Origin of the sequence: Paenibacillus alginolyticus DSM 5050 = NBRC 15375 (assembly GCF_000422905.1) — a bacterium.
Lineage (GTDB): Bacteria > Bacillota > Bacilli > Paenibacillales > NBRC-103111 > Paenibacillus_E > Paenibacillus_E alginolyticus.
The window spans coordinates 14,972-32,965 of record NZ_AUGY01000022.1 but is presented as its reverse complement, the minus strand read 5'-3'; the positions used below and the strand labels follow the sequence as shown (position 1 = coordinate 32,965).

The 17,994-nt window shown below is 45.4% G+C and carries 14 protein-coding genes; 9 read left to right on the top strand and 5 right to left on the bottom strand.

The annotated features are described in order from the left end of the window. Positions 1-121: 121 nt before the first annotated feature. The 5 genes from ftsE to G519_RS0111890 all read left to right on the top strand — a co-directional run bounded on the left by ftsE (position 122) and on the right by G519_RS0111890 (position 6,148). Entirely contained in the window at positions 122-808 is a 687-nt protein-coding gene (gene ftsE, locus G519_RS0111910; protein WP_029194877.1) for a cell division ATP-binding protein FtsE, read from the top strand. Further along, positions 798-1,715 carry a permease-like cell division protein FtsX gene (gene ftsX, locus G519_RS0111905; protein WP_029194876.1) on the top strand — a complete coding sequence of 306 codons (918 nt, stop codon included), beginning with the start codon at positions 798-800 and terminating at the stop codon, positions 1,713-1,715. Before ftsE ends, ftsX begins: the two co-directional genes overlap by 11 nt. 279 nt (positions 1,716-1,994) lie before the next feature. After that, complete coding sequence (locus G519_RS0111900; RefSeq protein ID WP_029194875.1) at positions 1,995-3,185, top strand: murein hydrolase activator EnvC family protein; 1,191 nt, start codon at positions 1,995-1,997, stop codon at positions 3,183-3,185. A 91-nt stretch (positions 3,186-3,276) separates the two neighbouring features. Further along, positions 3,277-4,740 (top strand): S41 family peptidase, encoded by a 1,464-nt coding sequence (locus tag G519_RS0111895; RefSeq protein WP_029194874.1) that lies wholly within the window; start codon positions 3,277-3,279, stop codon positions 4,738-4,740. A 124-nt stretch (positions 4,741-4,864) separates the two neighbouring features. Further along, positions 4,865-6,148, top strand: a complete 1,284-nt coding sequence (locus tag G519_RS0111890; RefSeq protein WP_029194873.1) for a PDZ domain-containing protein — start codon at positions 4,865-4,867, stop codon at positions 6,146-6,148. A gap of 47 nt (positions 6,149-6,195) precedes the next feature. On the opposite strand, the gene G519_RS0111885 is transcribed toward G519_RS0111890, so the two are convergent. Together G519_RS0111885 and G519_RS0111880 are read right to left on the bottom strand one after the other, a co-directional pair. After that, entirely contained in the window at positions 6,196-7,017 is an 822-nt protein-coding gene (locus G519_RS0111885) for an OmpA/MotB family protein (protein ID WP_029194872.1), read from the bottom strand. After that, a complete protein-coding gene (locus G519_RS0111880; RefSeq protein ID WP_029194871.1) occupies positions 7,001-7,795 on the bottom strand; it encodes a flagellar motor protein in 795 nt (264 codons plus the stop codon). Before G519_RS0111880 ends, G519_RS0111885 begins: the two co-directional genes overlap by 17 nt. A 481-nt stretch (positions 7,796-8,276) precedes the next feature. Here G519_RS0111880 and uvrB point away from each other — a divergent pair, with 481 nt between their 5' ends. From uvrB to G519_RS0111860, 4 genes are all read left to right on the top strand, one after another. After that, the gene (gene uvrB, locus G519_RS0111875) at positions 8,277-10,274 is read left to right on the top strand and encodes an excinuclease ABC subunit UvrB (RefSeq protein ID WP_029194870.1); all 1,998 of its coding nucleotides are present in this window, start codon (positions 8,277-8,279) and stop codon (positions 10,272-10,274) included. 38 nt (positions 10,275-10,312) lie between these two features. Beyond that, the gene (gene uvrA / locus G519_RS0111870) at positions 10,313-13,195 is read left to right on the top strand and encodes an excinuclease ABC subunit UvrA (protein ID WP_029194869.1); all 2,883 of its coding nucleotides are present in this window, start codon (positions 10,313-10,315) and stop codon (positions 13,193-13,195) included. A gap of 270 nt (positions 13,196-13,465) precedes the next feature. Next, a complete protein-coding gene (locus tag G519_RS50135; protein ID WP_154669564.1) occupies positions 13,466-13,624 on the top strand; it encodes a hypothetical protein in 159 nt (52 codons plus the stop codon). Between the two features lie 380 nt (positions 13,625-14,004). Then, complete coding sequence (locus tag G519_RS0111860; RefSeq protein WP_029194868.1) at positions 14,005-14,205, top strand: DUF2759 family protein; 201 nt, start codon at positions 14,005-14,007, stop codon at positions 14,203-14,205. A gap of 93 nt (positions 14,206-14,298) precedes the next feature. Here the strand turns inward: G519_RS0111860 and G519_RS0111855 are convergent, their stop codons facing one another. The 3 genes from G519_RS0111855 to G519_RS0111845 all read right to left on the bottom strand — a co-directional run bounded on the left by G519_RS0111855 (position 14,299) and on the right by G519_RS0111845 (position 17,515). Beyond that, entirely contained in the window at positions 14,299-15,267 is a 969-nt protein-coding gene (locus tag G519_RS0111855) for a sugar phosphate isomerase/epimerase family protein (RefSeq protein ID WP_029194867.1), read from the bottom strand. 48 nt (positions 15,268-15,315) lie between these two features. Further along, positions 15,316-16,470, bottom strand: a complete 1,155-nt coding sequence (locus tag G519_RS0111850) for an MBOAT family O-acyltransferase (RefSeq protein WP_029194866.1) — start codon at positions 16,468-16,470, stop codon at positions 15,316-15,318. 142 nt (positions 16,471-16,612) lie between these two features. Beyond that, positions 16,613-17,515: a hypothetical protein gene (locus tag G519_RS0111845; protein ID WP_029194865.1), complete on the bottom strand. Its 903-nt coding sequence runs from the start codon at positions 17,513-17,515 to the stop codon at positions 16,613-16,615. Positions 17,516-17,994 lie beyond the last annotated feature (479 nt).

Here is a 17,994-nt window from a genome sequence, read left to right as displayed (position 1 = left end):
TTTGTGTCGAATGGTTAAAAGCTATGTTTACAAGCAGAGAGACTTTGGGCTGGGCTCAAAGATCCCAAAGCAGAGAGACTTTGAGCTCCGCTCAAAGATCCCTATATTAGGATGTGATATTGTGATCGAAATGCAGGACGTATGGAAAACATACTCCAACGGCACTCATGCATTGCGAGGAATTAATGTAAAAGTGGACAGCAACGAGTTTGTCTATGTTGTTGGACCTTCCGGCGCAGGTAAATCTACATTTATGAAGTTGATGTATAGAGAAGAGAGGCCGACCAAGGGGCAAATCTTCGTGAACGGTTTTAATTTGGAAAAGCTGAAACAGCGTAAAATTCCTTTTGTGCGCCGAAATATTGGCGTTATTTTCCAGGATTATCGACTGCTTCCTAAGCTTAATATTTTTGAAAATGTGGCTTTCGCTATGGAAGTTATCGAGGCACCTAAGAAGCAGATTAAGAAACGCACCATGGAAGTGCTCGAGCTTGTTAAGTTGAAGGATAAAGCGAATTCGCTGCCCTCTCAGCTTTCTGGAGGCGAGCAGCAGCGGGTAGCGATTGCCCGGGCAATAATTAACAATCCAGCCGTCATTATCGCCGATGAACCGACAGGAAATCTCGACCCTGAGACCTCCTGGGGAATCATGAAATTGATGGAGGAAATTAACTTCCGGGGAACCACCATAGTCATGGCTACGCATAACAAGGAAATCGTCAATACGATGCGTAAACGAGTCATTGCGATTGAGCATGGACTCATTGCTCGTGACCAGGCACGGGGGGAGTACGGTTATGAAGATTAGTACGGTTTCTCGTCATTTGCGAGAAGGTACGAAGAATGTCGTTCGGAATGGCTGGATGACGTTCGCGTCGATCAGTTCGATTGCCATTTCATTATTTATTTTAGGTGTTTTCGTCCTTATTACCCTTAATGTGAATGATATTGCAGGTCAGATTGAGAAACAGGTTGAGATTAATGTATACCTGGAGGTTAACACTTCGCAGGATCAGATGAAGGCGCTCGAAACTCAAATCCAAGCTATTCATGAGGTAAAATCGATCAAGTTTGTTTCGAAAGAAGAGGGCCTTGTTTATTTAAGGCAAAAGCTTGGTGAGAGCGGTAAAGCTTTGTTAGATGGATTTGAAGGGGATAATAACCCGTTAAACGATGCATTCACCATCGAAGTTAATGACCCGCGAAATGTGGCCTTCGTTGCTGATCAAATCAGCGCGCTTAACATCGGCAAAGATCCAAAGCCCATCTATAAGGTGAATTATGGCAAAGGCACGGTGGAAGCCCTATTTAAGGTGACACAAATTGTTCGTTGGATCGGGATTGGTATCGTTATTTTACTTTCATTTACCGCCGTGTTCCTGATCGCGAATACGATCAAAATTACGATTTTGGCCAGACGCAAAGAAATATCAATTATGAAACTGGTGGGTGCGACGAATTCCTTTATTCGTTGGCCGTTCTTTATAGAAGGTGCTCTACTAGGATTCATTGGCTCTGTGATCCCGACAGCTATTATTCTAGGTGGGTACTGGAAACTGCTTAACACAAGTTCATTGAACTTGAATTTGCTTATGGTTGAATTAACACCTTTCGGGAAGATTGCTCCTACGATGACGGCTTTGTTGTTAGGTATTGGCATGGTTATCGGAATCTGGGGGTCCCTAATCTCAGTCCGCAAATTCCTCCGCGTCTAAAAGGTGGCTAAACAAGCCCACTTTGATAACGAAGTTGATCTTGAAGCTTAATCGGCGTCGAATCTTGAATGAAAATGGGGCAGTGCGGTACTCATGTAGCTTGCTACACTCCGTTCCTCCTGCCCTCATTTTCATCCAACCTTCTCGGTTCTGAAAGCGGGCTTTTTTAGCTTCTATTTATATTAAAATATTTTCAAAGATTCATAGATTAAGAATTTAAGAGATTCAAAGTATAAGACTCGAGAAGAACCAGGTTTTGATGATAGGGAGGCTACGTGCTTGAAGAAGAAGATTCTACCTGTGGTGTTGACACTTGGGATTGCGGCTTCATTGGCGGTTCCTTGTGCGGGATATGCCGCTTCAACAACGGAAAAGATCGATCAGCAGTTGACTCAGCTCAAGAAAATGAAGGCGCAAGCGCAGCAGAAGGCGAATGACGCGCAGAATCAAATAACGAAGGTCCAGACGGAGAAGGACCAGGCGACCAAGGATATGAATACGCTTGTCAATCAGGTGAATGAGGCTAGTAAGAAGCTCACGAAGCTGAATGAGGAAATCGACCAAGTGTCTACTGCTTTAGCGGATAATGCTAAGCAATTGGATGAGGCGGTTGCGCGAGTTGAGACTCGTGATAATATGCTGAAATCCCGTGTACGCCTGATGTACATGAACGGATTTGTTTCCTACATGGATGTGGTGCTTAGCGCGACTAGTTTTTCTGATTTCTTGAACCGTATTGAAGCTTTGAAATCTATTGTCAACCAAGATAAAGAGATACTAGTAGCGAATAAGAAAGATAAAGAGACGGTTGCCCAGAAGAAAGCAGATACGGAGCAGCAGCTTGAGAAGGTTAAGACCCTTTACGCTGACGCCGACGCCCTTAGGGATGACCTGCAAGCGAAGGAAAAGGCCAAGGAAGTTAAGATTGCTTCCCTTACGAAGCAAGAGAAGGTGCTAGAGGATATTTCAGAAGAAAGCGATAAACAGATTACACAATTAGCGAAGCAAGAAGCTGACCTACAGGCGAAGAAGCGGGCTGCTAGTAATGCGAAGTCGCCTTTCACTTATTCCGGTGGGAAACTGGGTTACCCATTGGCTGTTCAAGCACCGCTTACTTCCGATTTCACGAATAGAATCAATCCAGTTACAGGCCGATCAGAGAGCCATAAAGGGATTGATTTGGGAGCACCCAAAGGAACGGATATCCTCGCAGCTGAGAACGGCTCAGTCATCTATGCATCATGGATGAACGGCTACGGGAATTGCGTCATCGTGGATCATGGGAATGGGTTATGGACGGTATATGGACATATTATGAATGATGGGATCTATGTCAAAGTTGGCGATGTGGTGAAACGCGGACAGAAGATTGCCGGTGTTGGCTCGACAGGTCAATCGACAGGGAACCATTTGCATTTTGAAGTTAGGAAGAATGAAGTTCCAACTGATCCTAAACCGTTTTTACGATAAGGGAACTTGGTTATAAAACGGGAATAGCTTGTCATATACTACAAACAGGCGAACCCAAATGGGTCTTAGGAAAAAGGTGGTGAAACGCGCTTTGCAATTCAAAGGACGCACGGTCATAGTATTTGTATTATTAGCCATGTTTGCAAGCAGTATCGTGACACTGACGATTGTGGATTCATCCTTTTCTTGGGGGCGGAAAGAGCAGCCTGCGGGCAGTACAGCTGCATCCACGGCCACCTCATCCGGGCTATCGAGTAAGGATTTGAGTAAAATCTCTACAACGTTTCAATTGATCGAAAGCAAATATTTGAAGCAGCCGGATCATGATAAGTTGGTCAACGGCGCAATCAATGGCATGCTGGAATCTCTGGAAGATCCATTTACTGTGTATATGGACCAGAAGGAAGCGAAGCAGTTCGATGAGAGTATTACATCCTCTTTTCAAGGCATAGGGGCAGAGGTTTCGATCGAGGAAGGTAAATTCGTTATCGTGTCTCCCATCAAGGGATCTCCTGCTGAGAAGGCGGGTATTCAATCCAAAGACGTGATTGTCTCTGTCAATGGTGAGAAATTGGACGGGCTTACACTCAACCAAGCGGTCATGAAAATCCGCGGCCCTAAAGGGACACAGGCGAAGCTGGATTTACTTCGTCAAGGTGCCGGTGATCCGGTGCAAGTCATCGTGGTCAGAGATAATATTGACGTTGAAACGGTCTATGGCGAAATGCTGCAGGACCAAATCGGAAAGATTGAGATTCGCCAATTCTCCTCGAATACGGCCGTCCGTTTCGCTGAAGAGCTGAAAAGCCTTGAAGCCAAAGGGATGAAAGGGCTTGTTATCGACGTGCGTAATGACCCGGGCGGTCTGTTGAACGTAGTCGTAGATATCGTGAATCCATTCGTTAAGAGCGGCAAGCCGATCGTCCAGGTCGAGAATCGGGATGGCAAGCGGGAGCCGACACCTTCAACGGGTTCAGGCAAGAACTATCCGGTTACTGTGCTTATCAACAAGGGCAGTGCGAGTGCTTCCGAGATATTGGCTGGAGCCTTCCAAGAAGCGGTTGGCAGCAAGATTATTGGTGAAACCTCCTACGGGAAAGGAACCGTTCAGGTGACTTTCGAGAAGGAAATGGGCGACGGCAGCAATATTAAAATGACCGTGTACAAATGGTTAACACCAAATGGCAACTGGATTCACAAAACGGGAATCCAACCGGATATTCCGGTTGAACAGCCAGGTTATTTCAAAGCAGCTCCGCTGTCTAAGAAGAGTGTGCTTAAACAAGATATGACAAGCGATGATGTGAAGAATCTACAGCTGATGCTGACAGGTCTTGGTTTTAACCCAGAGCGTACAGATGGTTATTTTAATGATAAGACCGTTACAGCTGTTAAAGCATTCCAACGGACTAATGGATTACCAATGACTGGTGAGGTTGACACGGAAACAGCGACTAAAATCGAAAAATCAATTTTGGTGCAAATTCGTGAGCCGAAAAACGATTTGCAATTAAAAGCAGCCATTGGGCAAATTCAAAAGCAAATCGGGAAATAATAAGGATCAGATATTGGAAATTCGTCAAGATGGGCAGGAGTTAGGCTCTAATAGTCGAATTAGTGTAGGAAGGTTGCTACGGCTGCCTTCCTATTTCTTTTTCAACAAGGAGACCCAGATTCGTATGGATGTATTGATTCAACTCTTGGACAGACTGCTGCAGGCTGTAGGGCAGTTGTTTGCGAATCCTTTTTACTATATAGGTATTCTATTTATCGTGCTGCATTATCGGAAACAGATTCAGATGGAGCGTAAGCTGTTTCACACGCGCTTGCATTCTTTATTAAATGAGACGTGGCGAACCGTACTTTGGGGTTGGCTAGGCGGTATAAGTGCCTCCGTACTTATGCTCTTCGTAGGTGTTAATATTCAAGCGAGCACAATAATTCTATTGTGGGTCTTATCGATTATCCTAGTGATGATGCGCGTTAGATTCTTCTGTTTAGCTTATGCGGTAGGTATTTTGGGAATCGCGCAAGTGATTCTTTCGTGGATACCGAATGTAACCAGCCTCCAGGAGGCAATTCCGGTTCTGGACATTGTAGTTGGCGCGGATATCCCTTCCTTGCTGGTCATTGTCGCCATACTTCATCTTCTAGAAGGAACACTCGTCGGTTTTCAAGGGGCACGTATGGCAACACCGCTGTTCCTTGAGGGAAGAAGAGGGCAAATTATCGGCGGGCAACAGCTGCAAGGTTTCTGGCCTGTTCCATTATTCTTGCTCGTTCCTATGACGGGGGGAAGTATACAAGGTCTTCCATGGGATACGCTGTTTGGTTCAAACCTCGCATCCGGATGGACACTTCTTGCCTTTCCGGCAATGATTGGTTTTACGGAGCTAACGATATCGAAGCTTCCCCGCAAACAAGCCCGTTTTAGCGCAAGCTTACTCTACTTATATGGCATCATCCTATTAGTTACAGCGATTGCAGCTCATTTCTGGTCACCGATTCTGCTTGTAGGAGCCGTACTCAGCATAGCTTTACATGAAGGATTGATTCGGTATAACCAATGGGTGGAAGATAAGCTGGTGCCGTTCTACGTTCACTCACAGCGAGGTCTTATGGTGTTGTCGGTAGTGCCAAACAGTCCTGCCCACGAGCTTGGTATTCAAACGGGCGAACTCATTCACAAGGTGAACGGTCATAAAATCAAGACGAAAACTGATCTGCATATTGCAATGGGGCTGAATTCCGCCTTCTGCAGGCTGGAAGTGCTGAACGAGCAGGGTGAGGTACGTTTCTTGCAGCGAGCGATTTACTCTGGCGATCATCATCAATTGGGTATTATTTTAGCTCCGGATCAGGATGCATTGTATTTCCTAGAGCAAAGACCCTTGCATCTGTTCTCCTATTTGCGAAATAAATTGACCGGCTTGTTATCCAATAATTCGACGAAATCCATGTGATTTAAAAAAGACCCTATCCTCTTGTTTGAAAGAGGAAGGGTCTTTGCTTATTTAACAGTTGTTGTTGGAGATAGCCCATCACGCAGTACAATGATTTCGACGCGGCGGTTTTTGCTGCGGTTCTCATCGCTGGTGTTGGCTACTTTTGGCATCGTATCGGCATAAGCGGTAGCAATAAATTTATTATTATCCAATTTGGCCGTATCACTAAAATAGCGAAGCACCGAAAGGGAACGGGCGAATGATAATCCCCAGTTATCTTTGAAAGGATTGCCTGTAGCTAGCGGCAAGTTGTCGGTATGCCCTTCAATGCTTACCTTGCTGTTCAAAGTAGGGATGAGTGAAGCGAGCTTTTGCAGAATAGGATAGGAGGCCGTCTTCAGATCAGCTTTTCCTAAGTCGAACAGGAATAAGTCGTTTAACGTGATAGCCACACCGCGTTCTGTATCGCTAGCGGACACTTGTGCCTCCAGGTTCTGATCATTAATATAAGCTTGAACTTGTTTTAAAAGATCTTGGAGCTCCTTCTCGCGCTTCTCTTTTTCACTTTCTTCCGGCTTTGTTTTATCTTTCTCTTCCTTTTGGTCGTTCACGTTATGCTTGGTAGCATCTTTGTCCTTACTGTCCGCATCGCCTTGCTTAGGGGTCATTTGACCGCTTACACCGAAGCCTTTATCCAAAACCGAGTCAGCTTTCTGGAATTGCATGTTTAAGGCTTGGGCAAGAACGGAATACTTTTGAACATCGACTTTACTCATAGCATACATAATAATGAAGAAAACGAGCAGAAGGGTGATTAAATCAGCGTAAGTAATGAGCCATCTCTCATGATTGACATGTTCCTCGTGCTTCTTACCTCTCCGCGCCATTATCGGCATCCTCCTCTGCGACTTTCTTCGCTGATTTATCGTGGAGGAAGGAATTCAGTTTTTTCTTAATTAACTGTGGATTCTCACCGGCTTGAAGGGCAAGAATTCCTTCTAACATCAGTTCCATTTCGGAAACCATTTCTTTGCCGCGAACTTTTATTTTATTAGCAATCGGAAGATAGACCAAGTTGGCGCTCATAACACCGTATAAGGTAGCTGTAAAAGCAACAGCAATCGCAGGTCCGAGACTAGAGGGATCGTCGAGATTGCCAAGAACGTGAATAAGCCCCATAACAGTACCGATAATTCCCATGGTTGGCGCATATCCGCCTCCGACTTCAAACACCTTTGACATATTATTAACCTGGTGCTCAATAGCGTCCATTTCAAGCTCCAGAATTTGTCTGGTCAGCTCGGGATCAGTTCCATCCACCACCATAAGCAAGCCATCTTTAAGGAATGGATTTGTATGCTCCTGTGCGCGCTGCTCTAGGGCTAATACACCTTCTCGACGAGCGATCGAAGCCATATCCACAAGTTCATCAATAATTGCCCCCGGCTCTCTTTTTACTTCTTTGAAGGCAATGCCTAGAGCTTTAGGGATTTTGGCTAAAATAGAGAGCGGAAAGCTGACGGCTACTGCACCAAAGGTACCGCCGAAAACGATCAGCATGGCACTCGGGATGATCAATGAACTAATATGACCGCCATCCCACATGTACCCGCCGATTAAACCTGCAAGACCCAATACTAATCCTAAAACTGTTGTCAAATCCATGACTGTACCACTCCTAATTAGCATAAAAAGAATAGGAACCATAAAGCAACCTGATAAGTTCGTTGAAGCCTCTCTTCACAAAGCTTATACAGGCCGTAACAGATATTGCCGTTTGCATCCATGATTCAAAAAGAGTATAATGAAAAAACCAGAACAAACATTCTTATGATGGATGAAATTAGAGATTCCTTTATATTTGTGCAGAATAAGTTCCATAAACTTCTATATCGGAAATAGCATAAGGAAAGTTAATAGGATAAAAGTTCGATTTATTTCGTTGAAATGTAGGTTTAAAAAGTTCGCTTTCAGAACCGAGAAGGTTGGACGAAGTCCGGAGAAGGAGGAACGGAGCGTAGAGTTTTGCTACGTGAGTACCGGACTTCCCGGTTTCGTTCAAGATTCGATGCCGAGTTGCTTCCTGAATGACTTCGTTATCAAAGTGAACTTTTTAAACAACCTTTATAAGTGTGGGTGATTATTGATGAGTGAACTAGAGATTAGCTCTAAGAAGTTTGAGCTTGTGTCCGATTTTTCTCCGCAAGGCGATCAGCCCAAGGCGATTGAGGAAATTGTTCAAAGTATACAAGCGGGTAATAAGCATCAGACACTCTTAGGTGCGACGGGAACGGGAAAAACGTTCACAGCGGCGCAAGTCATTGCCAAGTTGAACCGTCCTACCCTGATTATTGCGCATAACAAAACGTTAGCCGCACAGTTGTGCAGTGAATTTAAAGAATTTTTCCCTCATAATGCCGTCTCCTACTTCGTTAGTTACTATGATTACTACCAACCAGAAGCCTACATTGCCTCCTCTGACACTTACATCGAGAAAGATTCCAGCATCAATGAAGAGATAGATAAGCTCCGTCACTCGGCGACAAGCTCGTTATTTGAGCGCCGTGATGTTATTGTCGTAGCGAGCGTGTCGTGTATTTACGGCTTGGGTTCGCCAATTGAATACGGGAGTATGCTGCTTTCTTTACGTGTAGGTATGGAGAAATCGCGCAATGAGATTCTACACAAGCTTGTGGATATACAATACCAGCGGAATGATTTGAATTTTGTCCGCGGGACGTTTCGCGTGCGCGGAGATGTCGTTGAGATTTTTCCAGCGTCGCATGGCGAGCAAGCGGTGAGAGTTGAGTTGTTTGGTGACGAAATCGAACGGATTACGGAAATCGATGTGCTTACCGGCGAGATTATCGGCGAGCGCGAGCATATCGCGATCTTCCCGGCGTCTCACTTTGTGACGCACGAAGATACGATGAAGCGAGCACTCATGAATATTGAGCGTGAGCTCGAGGAGCGTCTTGCCGAGCTGAAAGAGCAAGGGAAGCTGCTCGAAGCGCAGAGGCTGGAACAGCGGACGCGCTACGACATGGAAATGATGCAAGAGATGGGCTTCTGCAATGGGATTGAGAATTACTCGGGGCCGCTGACTTTCCGTGAGCGGGGGGCTACGCCTTATACGCTTTTGGATTATTTCCCAGACGATATGCTCTTTATGGTCGATGAATCTCATGTGACTTTGCCACAGATTCGTGCGATGTATAATGGGGATAGGGCAAGAAAAGAAGTATTGGTTGATCACGGTTTCCGTTTGCCTTCTGCACTGGATAACCGTCCTCTACGCTTTGAGGAGTTTGAGGAGAAAGTCAGCCAAATTTTATATATATCAGCAACACCTGGACCTTATGAGCTGGAACATTGTCCAGAAATGACGCAGCAAATTATTCGTCCTACTGGGTTATTGGATCCAATCATAGAAGTAAGACCAACCAAGGGTCAGATCGATGATTTAATAGCCGAAATTCATGATCGAATTCGAAAAGATGAGCGGGTGCTCGTTACGACCTTAACGAAAAAGATGTCGGAGGATTTAACCGATTACTTTAAAGAAATAGGCATTAAGGTTCGGTACTTGCACTCAGATATTAAGACATTTGAACGTATGCAGATTTTACGTGATTTGCGGTTGGGGACTTTCCATGTTCTTGTGGGGATTAACCTCCTTAGGGAAGGTCTTGATTTACCTGAGGTTTCGCTAGTCGCTATTCTAGATGCGGACAAAGAAGGGTTCTTGCGTTCGGAACGATCGTTGATTCAAACCATCGGCCGTGCGGCGAGGAATTCAGACGGTCGTGTTATTATGTATGGAGATAAAATAACAGATTCTATGCAGAAAGCGATCTATGAAACGAGTCGCCGTCGTGGTCTGCAAGAAGCGCATAATGAGAAGCTGGGGATTACGCCGCAAACCATTGCCAAGAAAATACGCGATGTCATTGAAGCTACGAAGGTAGCTGAACAGAAAGCAGATTATCTGGCCGATGTGAAGGGTGCGAAGATGTCGAAGAAGGATCGCGCATCGCTGATCGAGCGTTTGGAAGGCGAGATGAAAGAGGCAGCGAAGAACCTGCAGTTCGAACGAGCCGCACAGCTGCGTGATGCTATTATGGAAATGAAAGCTGATGCCTAGAAGAGGCATCAGCTCCACATAGGAGAGGAAGGGTACCCGTGTCTAGAGATCAAATCGTTATTAAAGGAGCTAGAGCTCATAATCTGAAAAATATCGATGTCACGATTCCGCGTGATAAGTTCGTTGTACTTACGGGCTTAAGTGGATCAGGGAAATCGTCGCTTGCCTTTGATACGATTTATGCGGAGGGGCAGCGGAGATACGTAGAGTCTCTATCTGCATATGCCAGACAATTTCTAGGGCAAATGGATAAGCCGGATGTAGATTCGATTGAAGGTCTCTCACCGGCTATTTCCATTGATCAGAAAACAACAAGCCGTAATCCGCGTTCCACAGTTGGAACTGTAACAGAGATTTACGACTATTTGCGCTTGCTATATGCTCGAATTGGACGACCGCATTGTCCGACCCACGGCATTGAGATTACATCGCAAACCGTGGAACAAATGGTGGATCGCATTATGGAGTATCCAGAACGAACGAAGCTCCAGATTCTAGCTCCCCTAATTTCAGGACGCAAAGGCGAACATACGAAGCTGCTTGCCGATATTCAAAAGCAGGGATTCGTAAGGGTCCGTGTCAACGGTGAAACGGTCGATCTCGCTGAGAAGATCGAACTCGACAAAAATAAAAAGCACACGATCGAAGTCGTTGTTGACCGTATTGTGATCAAAGAGGATGTTCAAACTCGTCTTGCGGACTCTCTGGAGACAGCGCTCAAGTTGGCAAATGGACGGGTAATCGTCGATATCATTGACCAAGAAGAGCTGCTCTTTAGCCAGAACTTAGCTTGTCCGGAGTGCGGCTTCAGCGTTGAAGAATTAGCGCCGAGAATGTTTTCGTTTAACAGTCCCTTCGGTGCTTGTCCTGATTGTGATGGACTAGGCAGTCAGATGATCGTTGATCCTGATCTACTTGTTCCTGATGCGAAGCTAACGATTGAAGAGGGAGCGTTCGAAGCATGGGCCGGCAGCACTTCCAACTATTATCCGCAGTTTCTTGCCGCGGTTTGTGAACATTATTCCATTCCTCGCAATGTACCTGTTTCTGAGATAAGCAGTGATCAGATGAAGGTTATCCTCTATGGAACAGGCGGGGAGAAGATTCGCTTCCGCTATGAGAATGATATGGGAGCGAGCAAGGAAGCGTTAGTACCTTTCGAGGGTATCATTCGCAACTTAGAACGCAGATTCAAAGATACGTTCTCTGAGGGGATCAGGGAGCACATTCAGACGTATATGAGCACGAAGCCTTGTCCGAAGTGTAAAGGACAGCGTTTGAAGCCTGAAACGTTAGCTGTGACGATCAATGGCAAGAACATTGCACATGCCACTTCCCTTTCGATTGGTGAGGCTGAGGAATGGTTCAAGGGGCTGGACTTGAATGAACGAGAGCTGACAATTTCCAATTTGATTCTCAAAGAAATCAGATCTCGCCTAGGGTTCCTAGTCAATGTAGGTCTTGATTACTTAACGATGCATCGTGCTGCTGGCACGTTATCGGGCGGGGAAGCACAGCGGATACGCTTGGCTACTCAGATCGGTTCAAGTTTGATGGGTGTCCTTTATATTTTGGATGAGCCTAGCATCGGACTGCATCAGAGAGATAATACGCGTCTTATTCAGACGCTCGAACATATGCGTGATCTCGGCAACACATTAATCGTTGTGGAACATGATGAGGACACCATGATGGCTGCGGATTATATTATCGACATCGGCCCTGGTGCCGGCATTCACGGTGGACAAGTTATTGCACAAGGTACGCCAAAAGAGTTAATGAAAGATGATAACTCTCTTACAGGACAATACCTCAGCGGCAAACGGTTCATCCCGATCCCAGCAGTGCGACGCAAACTGAATGGGAAATGGATCGAGGTCAAAGGCGCCAAAGAAAATAACTTGCGTAACGTATCGGCTAAAGTGCCGCTCGGTGTATTTACCTGTGTTACAGGGGTATCCGGTTCAGGCAAAAGTACGTTGATTAACGAGATTTTGTTCAAAACCTTGTCGCGTGATTTAAACGGAGCGAAGGTGCGTCCAGGTGAGCACAAGGAAATTGTGGGTCTTGAGCACATTGATAAAGTTATCGATATAGACCAATCACCGATTGGTCGTACGCCACGCTCGAATCCTGCTACGTATACCGGTGTGTTTGATGATATTCGTGATGTTTATGCGAATACGAACGAAGCTAAGGTTCGCGGTTACAAGAAGGGCCGCTTCAGCTTTAACGTGAAGGGCGGCCGTTGTGAGGCTTGTCGTGGAGACGGCATCATCAAGATCGAGATGCACTTCTTGCCGGACGTGTACGTGCCTTGTGAAGTCTGCAAAGGCAAGAGGTACAACCGCGAGACAATGGAAGTGAAGTACAAAGGCAAGAGCATTTCCGAAGTGTTAGAGATGACGATTGAGGACGGCTGCGAGTTCTTTAAGAACTTGCCGCGTATTCATCGTAAGCTGACGACACTTCTGGATGTGGGGCTGGGCTACATGACTCTCGGCCAGCCAGCGACTACGCTGTCCGGCGGCGAAGCCCAGCGTGTGAAGCTCGCGGCGGAGCTGTACCGCCGCAGCACAGGCAAGACGATCTACATCTTGGATGAGCCCACTACGGGGCTCCACATCCACGATATCGATCGTCTGCTGAAGGTGCTTCACCGTCTCGTAGAGAACGGTGAAACGGTGCTTGTCATCGAGCATAACCTCGATGTCATTAAGACGGCGGACCACGTCATCGATCTAGGTCCCGAGGGTGGTACCCGCGGAGGACTGATCGTGGCTGCCGGTACGCCGGAGGATGTCGTGAAGGTGGCCGGGTCCTACACCGGCCAGTACTTGAAACCGATCCTTGAACGGGATCGGGAGCGCTCTGAGAACTACGCAAAGCGACTTGAAGTGCTAGAAGAATCAGTCGGCTAGTCAGTTACCCGAATAAGCTTGGTTCACGATATAAGTAATCGTGACGCCAAGCTTATTTTTTACTTTTGTCACAATTTCGACTAACAAACCTTGAATTTTGTTAAGACTTAATTGAATGATACAAGCTTCGACAATTTAATCCTCTATCACAATGGGGGAGAATAGACCTATAATTAGGTTATAAGTTGCATTCAGAAATATCCCTCATACTAACTATCCATGATCGAGGATATAAGCAGTTCTAATCTATCTACTTTATGGAGGCTTGTTATGAAACCAACGTTAGAGTTACAAGAGATTGTTTCTGCTTTAGGTATTGACCCTTTTCGTTTCTTAGCTTGGCAGGAGAAAGAATTAGCTGAAAAACTACAAAACGCATACCTAGAGGAGCATAAAGAATTCGACACCGTGTACGGACTAGTCGTTTAAGAAGTGCAACTCTATGAAAACATAGAACCCGACACATCCCTCGATAGGGATTTCGGGTTTATTTTTTATTTTGATCACTAAGGTAAGGATTGAATCACTGCATGACCAGAGTTATAAATATGCGAAGAGATGGACATTTTATACTTACGAGGCAGGTTTGAGAACTCTAAACTCATCAACAAGAAATTATTGATAGTGATGTACGATCTCAAGGTGAACCTAGTCATTCGTGGCCTTGTGATGTGGTCAAGCCATGCAAAAGGTGACAAACTTGTTACACATCAGTGTAATCACTTGCATCTAGTGCTCAATCAAGCTAACATAGAATTAAAATAGCAGGACGTGTGCCTTGCACCGAGTTACTATAAGGAGGTTTCACCATGTTATTAGCGGAAGCAGCAGCAACAACAAGTACGTATACAAGCTTTGATATCTATGTTTTGATCTTCACAGTGGTTATCGCAATTGCGGTCATTAGACAGTTGATTAACCCACGAAGAAATTTGTTTGCCCTGGGGTTTGCATTAGTTTCCTTGGCCGTATTCGGCTTCATGGATTACGTTATGATCAGCGGTTGGTAATTTCGAGTTAACAAGATAAAAAGCCCACAGGACCAAGATCGTAAGATCAACGGCGCCTGCGGGCTTTTTTGTTTTTATTTCAAGCGGATGTGTTTATACCCACCACATTTCACCAAGAGGTTCCTTGATGAGCACTTGTTGGAGATTTTGTACGGCTTTGGAGAATCCTTCTTCAACGGACATCAAACCGTCTTCGTGCTCAATGCTCACGACATAGTCATAACCAACAAGGCGCAGAGCACTGATGATGTCAGCCCAAACTTTCATATCATGACCGTAACCAACGGAACGGAACTGCCAAGCGCGGTCAAGCATGTTAGCATAGGATTGCATGTCTGTTACACCATAGCGGTTCACATTGTTTACATCCAGCGATGTATCTTTAGCGTGGAAATGGTGGATCGCTCCGGCACGGCCAAGAATTTGAACCGCTTGAACAGGATCGATACCTTGCCACCACATATGACTCGGGTCAAGATTTGCTCCGATTGCTTCACCTGCTGCTTCGCGTAGACGAAGGAGGGTTGCTGGCGTATGTACGGAGAAACCACCGTGCAGCTCTAGTCCAATTTTAATATTACGGTCGGAAGCGTACTTGCCTGTTTCCGTCCAGTAAGGAATAATTTTATTTCCCCACTGCCAGTCCAGAATCTCTTGGAAATCGTTCGGCCAAGGCGCTACCGGCCAGTTCGGATACTTCGCATCTTCATGGTCGCCAGGACAGCCAGAGAACGTGTTAACCACAGGTACCTCTAAGCGTTCAGCAAGATCAATCGTTTGTATGATAGCATCGTGAAACTCTTTAGCAATGTGTTTTTGCGGGTGCAGTGGGTTACCGTGGGCACTAAGTGCGCTGATTGTCAAACCGCGGGATTCCACCGCATGTTTAAATGCTTTTAGTTTCCCTGCGTCTGCGAGGAGTTCGCTTGGGTTACAATGCGCTGTACCGGGATAGCCCCCTGTACCAATTTCAACAGCATCTAAGCCTTTCGCAGCAATGTAATCCAACGCTTCCTCGAAAGGTTTTCCACCGAACAGAACCATAAAAACGCCTAACTTCATTAGGTACACCTCCATAAATGGTAAACAACCACACAAATTATACCACTATCATCGAGTAAAATGAAGCAAGCCTTTATAGATCCGAAGGACCGTCTCATAATTGGAGCTGTAGATAATAACCGAGAACGTAACCAACGCTTGTGTCATGAAACAACGGAAATAGAAATAGGTTTTGGATACTTTCTTTTTATTAACGGTAGTGATTTTAAACATATTTTCGATGGCTAGAATAATCCCATGATAGAGCCCGTAGAAGAAATAAAGCCACGTAAAGCCATGCCACAGACCAATCAAGACCATAATCAGAACGGACAAACTAGAGGCTACCCAGCGGGATGGAGCGGTACGAGAGAAGAACATGAAGATATGATCACGGAAAAAATCACCTAATGTCGCGTGCCAATTTCGCCAAAACTGCGTCATGGAAGGCGAGAAGAGCGGGCGCTTGAAGTTCTCAGGCATCGTATAGCCCATCAATCGACCAAAGCCGATCGCCATATCGGAATAACCAGAGAAATCGAAGTAAATGAGTGCATAGAACCAGATCAAAAGAAATAACGACTGATGAGTGTGCAGATCCTGCTTTAGCACTTGATCGAAAATGCTGGTCATCCAGGTGACCACAACGATTTTCTTAAATAAGCCTAGAATGATTCGTTTCACACTGTCTTCGAAGAGCGCTGCGTCTACGTTGTAAGGTTTTTTGCTATCGGCCATGAAATCACGGAATTTTAAAATCGGCCCCGATGTAAAAGTTGGAATGAAGAGCAGATAATTCGCATAATCAATGGCTGGGACTTGGCCTTCTTTACCGAAGAAATAAGCAAAATAATAAGCATCGATTACTTTAAGAACGTTATAGATGAGGCCTAAATAGATAATGGCATCGAACAACGGATTGTGAAAAATGTCCATAACGAAAAGCCGGACACCGAGAAACACACCGACAACATTAGCGGCAATCGCGAAAATAAAGGTCGCTTTACGCCATAACGTCGTTCTGCATAGATAAACAAAGCCAGCATAGTTAATGACCGTAAATGCAGCGTAGAAAACTAGCAGCTTCTGGCTGAAGAGCAGCAGAAAGCAGAGGCTGAAAATAATCATTAGAATGCGTTTATTATTAGCCCACTTGCGGGTGAGCATCAGAACGGCAACCATGCCAATCATAGCGATAATTGCGTTCATGTGCATATAAAACATAGCTATAGAACTCCTCGCTTCAAAAGCTTGATCGGTTTCAACTTCGACATCTGGCCGATTTAGAAATACTAGAATTTCTCGTAGATAAACAAGCCCTTGCCAGTAAAATAGATGAACACTAAATACAGCATCACGAGATAGATTAGGACTTCGATGGTTTTCCTAAGGATTTTAACCATGTGTCAACCTCCTTCGTAAATAGCGGCGCGCCCTCTTCGCGGTTCAAGTGGACAAGGTCATGGAAATAGCTTTGATCGTATTTGTGCAGCAAATCCAGCGTAGGGACATTCGCAGCTTGCAGCTGGCGGTTTGCCTCATTCATCAAGGAAGCGACATAAGGCGGATCCGCATAGCCCTTATTCCACGGCATCCAAATCACACGCAGAGCAAGTTGATGTTGATTCGCATATTGGATAACCCACTGCAGAGCATCCAAATTTGCCTTAAAATCCTTCAGCGTCATGGCACCGAAGCGCTTGTCGTAATCGGTCCATTTCGTTTTCAGAAAGGCATCGTCCTTGCGACCGGGGTACAGCTCTTTATCAATCCAACGTGGTTCGTAGGCAAGACTGCCATGACGCAGATTACGAACAAACTCTTCACCGGAGTCACGGAAATAGTCGCGGTACGTGTAGACATAAGGTTGGTACCATGGTTTGAACCACTGGTAAGTGGGATCCGTTTCAAGTGCGTCAAGCATCGTATGAACATCGATCCCGATCACAAGCTCATCCTTGACCTGATAAAGGTTGTCCGATAGGATGCCCTTCAGATCGGTCAGTTTTCCATAGGAAAGTCCCATTTCGACCAAATGAGCGTCTGACTTTTCTTCGATATAAGCACCCGTTACTGACGAGTTACCGAAGAAAACCGGGCCCGATTGGGACCAGCCGTGGTGGTAAAGCGTTTTGGTAAAATCGTTTTTGTAAAAACGGCGTGAGCTAACCATCGGGTTCCACCAGGAAATGAGCAGGTCGGAGACGACGATTGCGAGCAGCAGGCCGAGTACGAAGCTATTTTTTTTGAGAAATGCAGCTACTTTCAACGGTATCACTCATTATCTTAGTTTAGGATGGACGATTCATAACGTCTGCTCACCATAGTGAACATATGAAGCATTAGTTAGCCCACAGCTGACAAGTAACTGTATATCGTACAGCCAATGTCGGCGTGTGGGCTATTGTGATGTTACTGGATGAAGTTGCATTTTGTGCAACAATACTTTGAATTCCTTGAGCATATTGGCTATATGTTGTAAAAAATACAACAATTCATAAAGATTTTCATCAAATTAGGCGTTTTGGACCAGAATTGTTGTACGAAATGCAACTTTGCTGCTGGTAAAGGCCGCTTTATCGAGATATTGTTGCACGAAATACAACTTAGACGGTCAGGGTTGACCACATCCATGCGGCGATGCTACAACGTGCGCCTAAAAACTTCGCGTGTGTTGAGAGGTGAATCACTCATCGATGATTAATCAGTTATCTGCTTAAGTCGGCCAAAGCAAAGTGGTTAAGGATA

Coding starts and splice junctions, on each gene's coding strand:
- ftsX (WP_029194876.1), top strand. CDS start 798: ATGAAGATTAGTACGGTTTCTCGTCATTTGCGAGAAGGTACGAAGAAT.
- G519_RS50135 (WP_154669564.1), top strand. CDS start 13,466: ATGAAACCAACGTTAGAGTTACAAGAGATTGTTTCTGCTTTAGGTATT.
- G519_RS0111880 (WP_029194871.1), bottom strand. CDS start 7,795: ATGGATTTGACAACAGTTTTAGGATTAGTATTGGGTCTTGCAGGTTTA.
- uvrB (WP_029194870.1), top strand. CDS start 8,277: ATGAGTGAACTAGAGATTAGCTCTAAGAAGTTTGAGCTTGTGTCCGAT.
- G519_RS0111850 (WP_029194866.1), bottom strand. CDS start 16,470: ATGTTTTATATGCACATGAACGCAATTATCGCTATGATTGGCATGGTT.
- G519_RS0111885 (WP_029194872.1), bottom strand. CDS start 7,017: ATGGCGCGGAGAGGTAAGAAGCACGAGGAACATGTCAATCATGAGAGA.
- G519_RS0111890 (WP_029194873.1), top strand. CDS start 4,865: ATGGATGTATTGATTCAACTCTTGGACAGACTGCTGCAGGCTGTAGGG.
- G519_RS0111855 (WP_029194867.1), bottom strand. CDS start 15,267: ATGAAGTTAGGCGTTTTTATGGTTCTGTTCGGTGGAAAACCTTTCGAG.
- G519_RS0111860 (WP_029194868.1), top strand. CDS start 14,005: ATGTTATTAGCGGAAGCAGCAGCAACAACAAGTACGTATACAAGCTTT.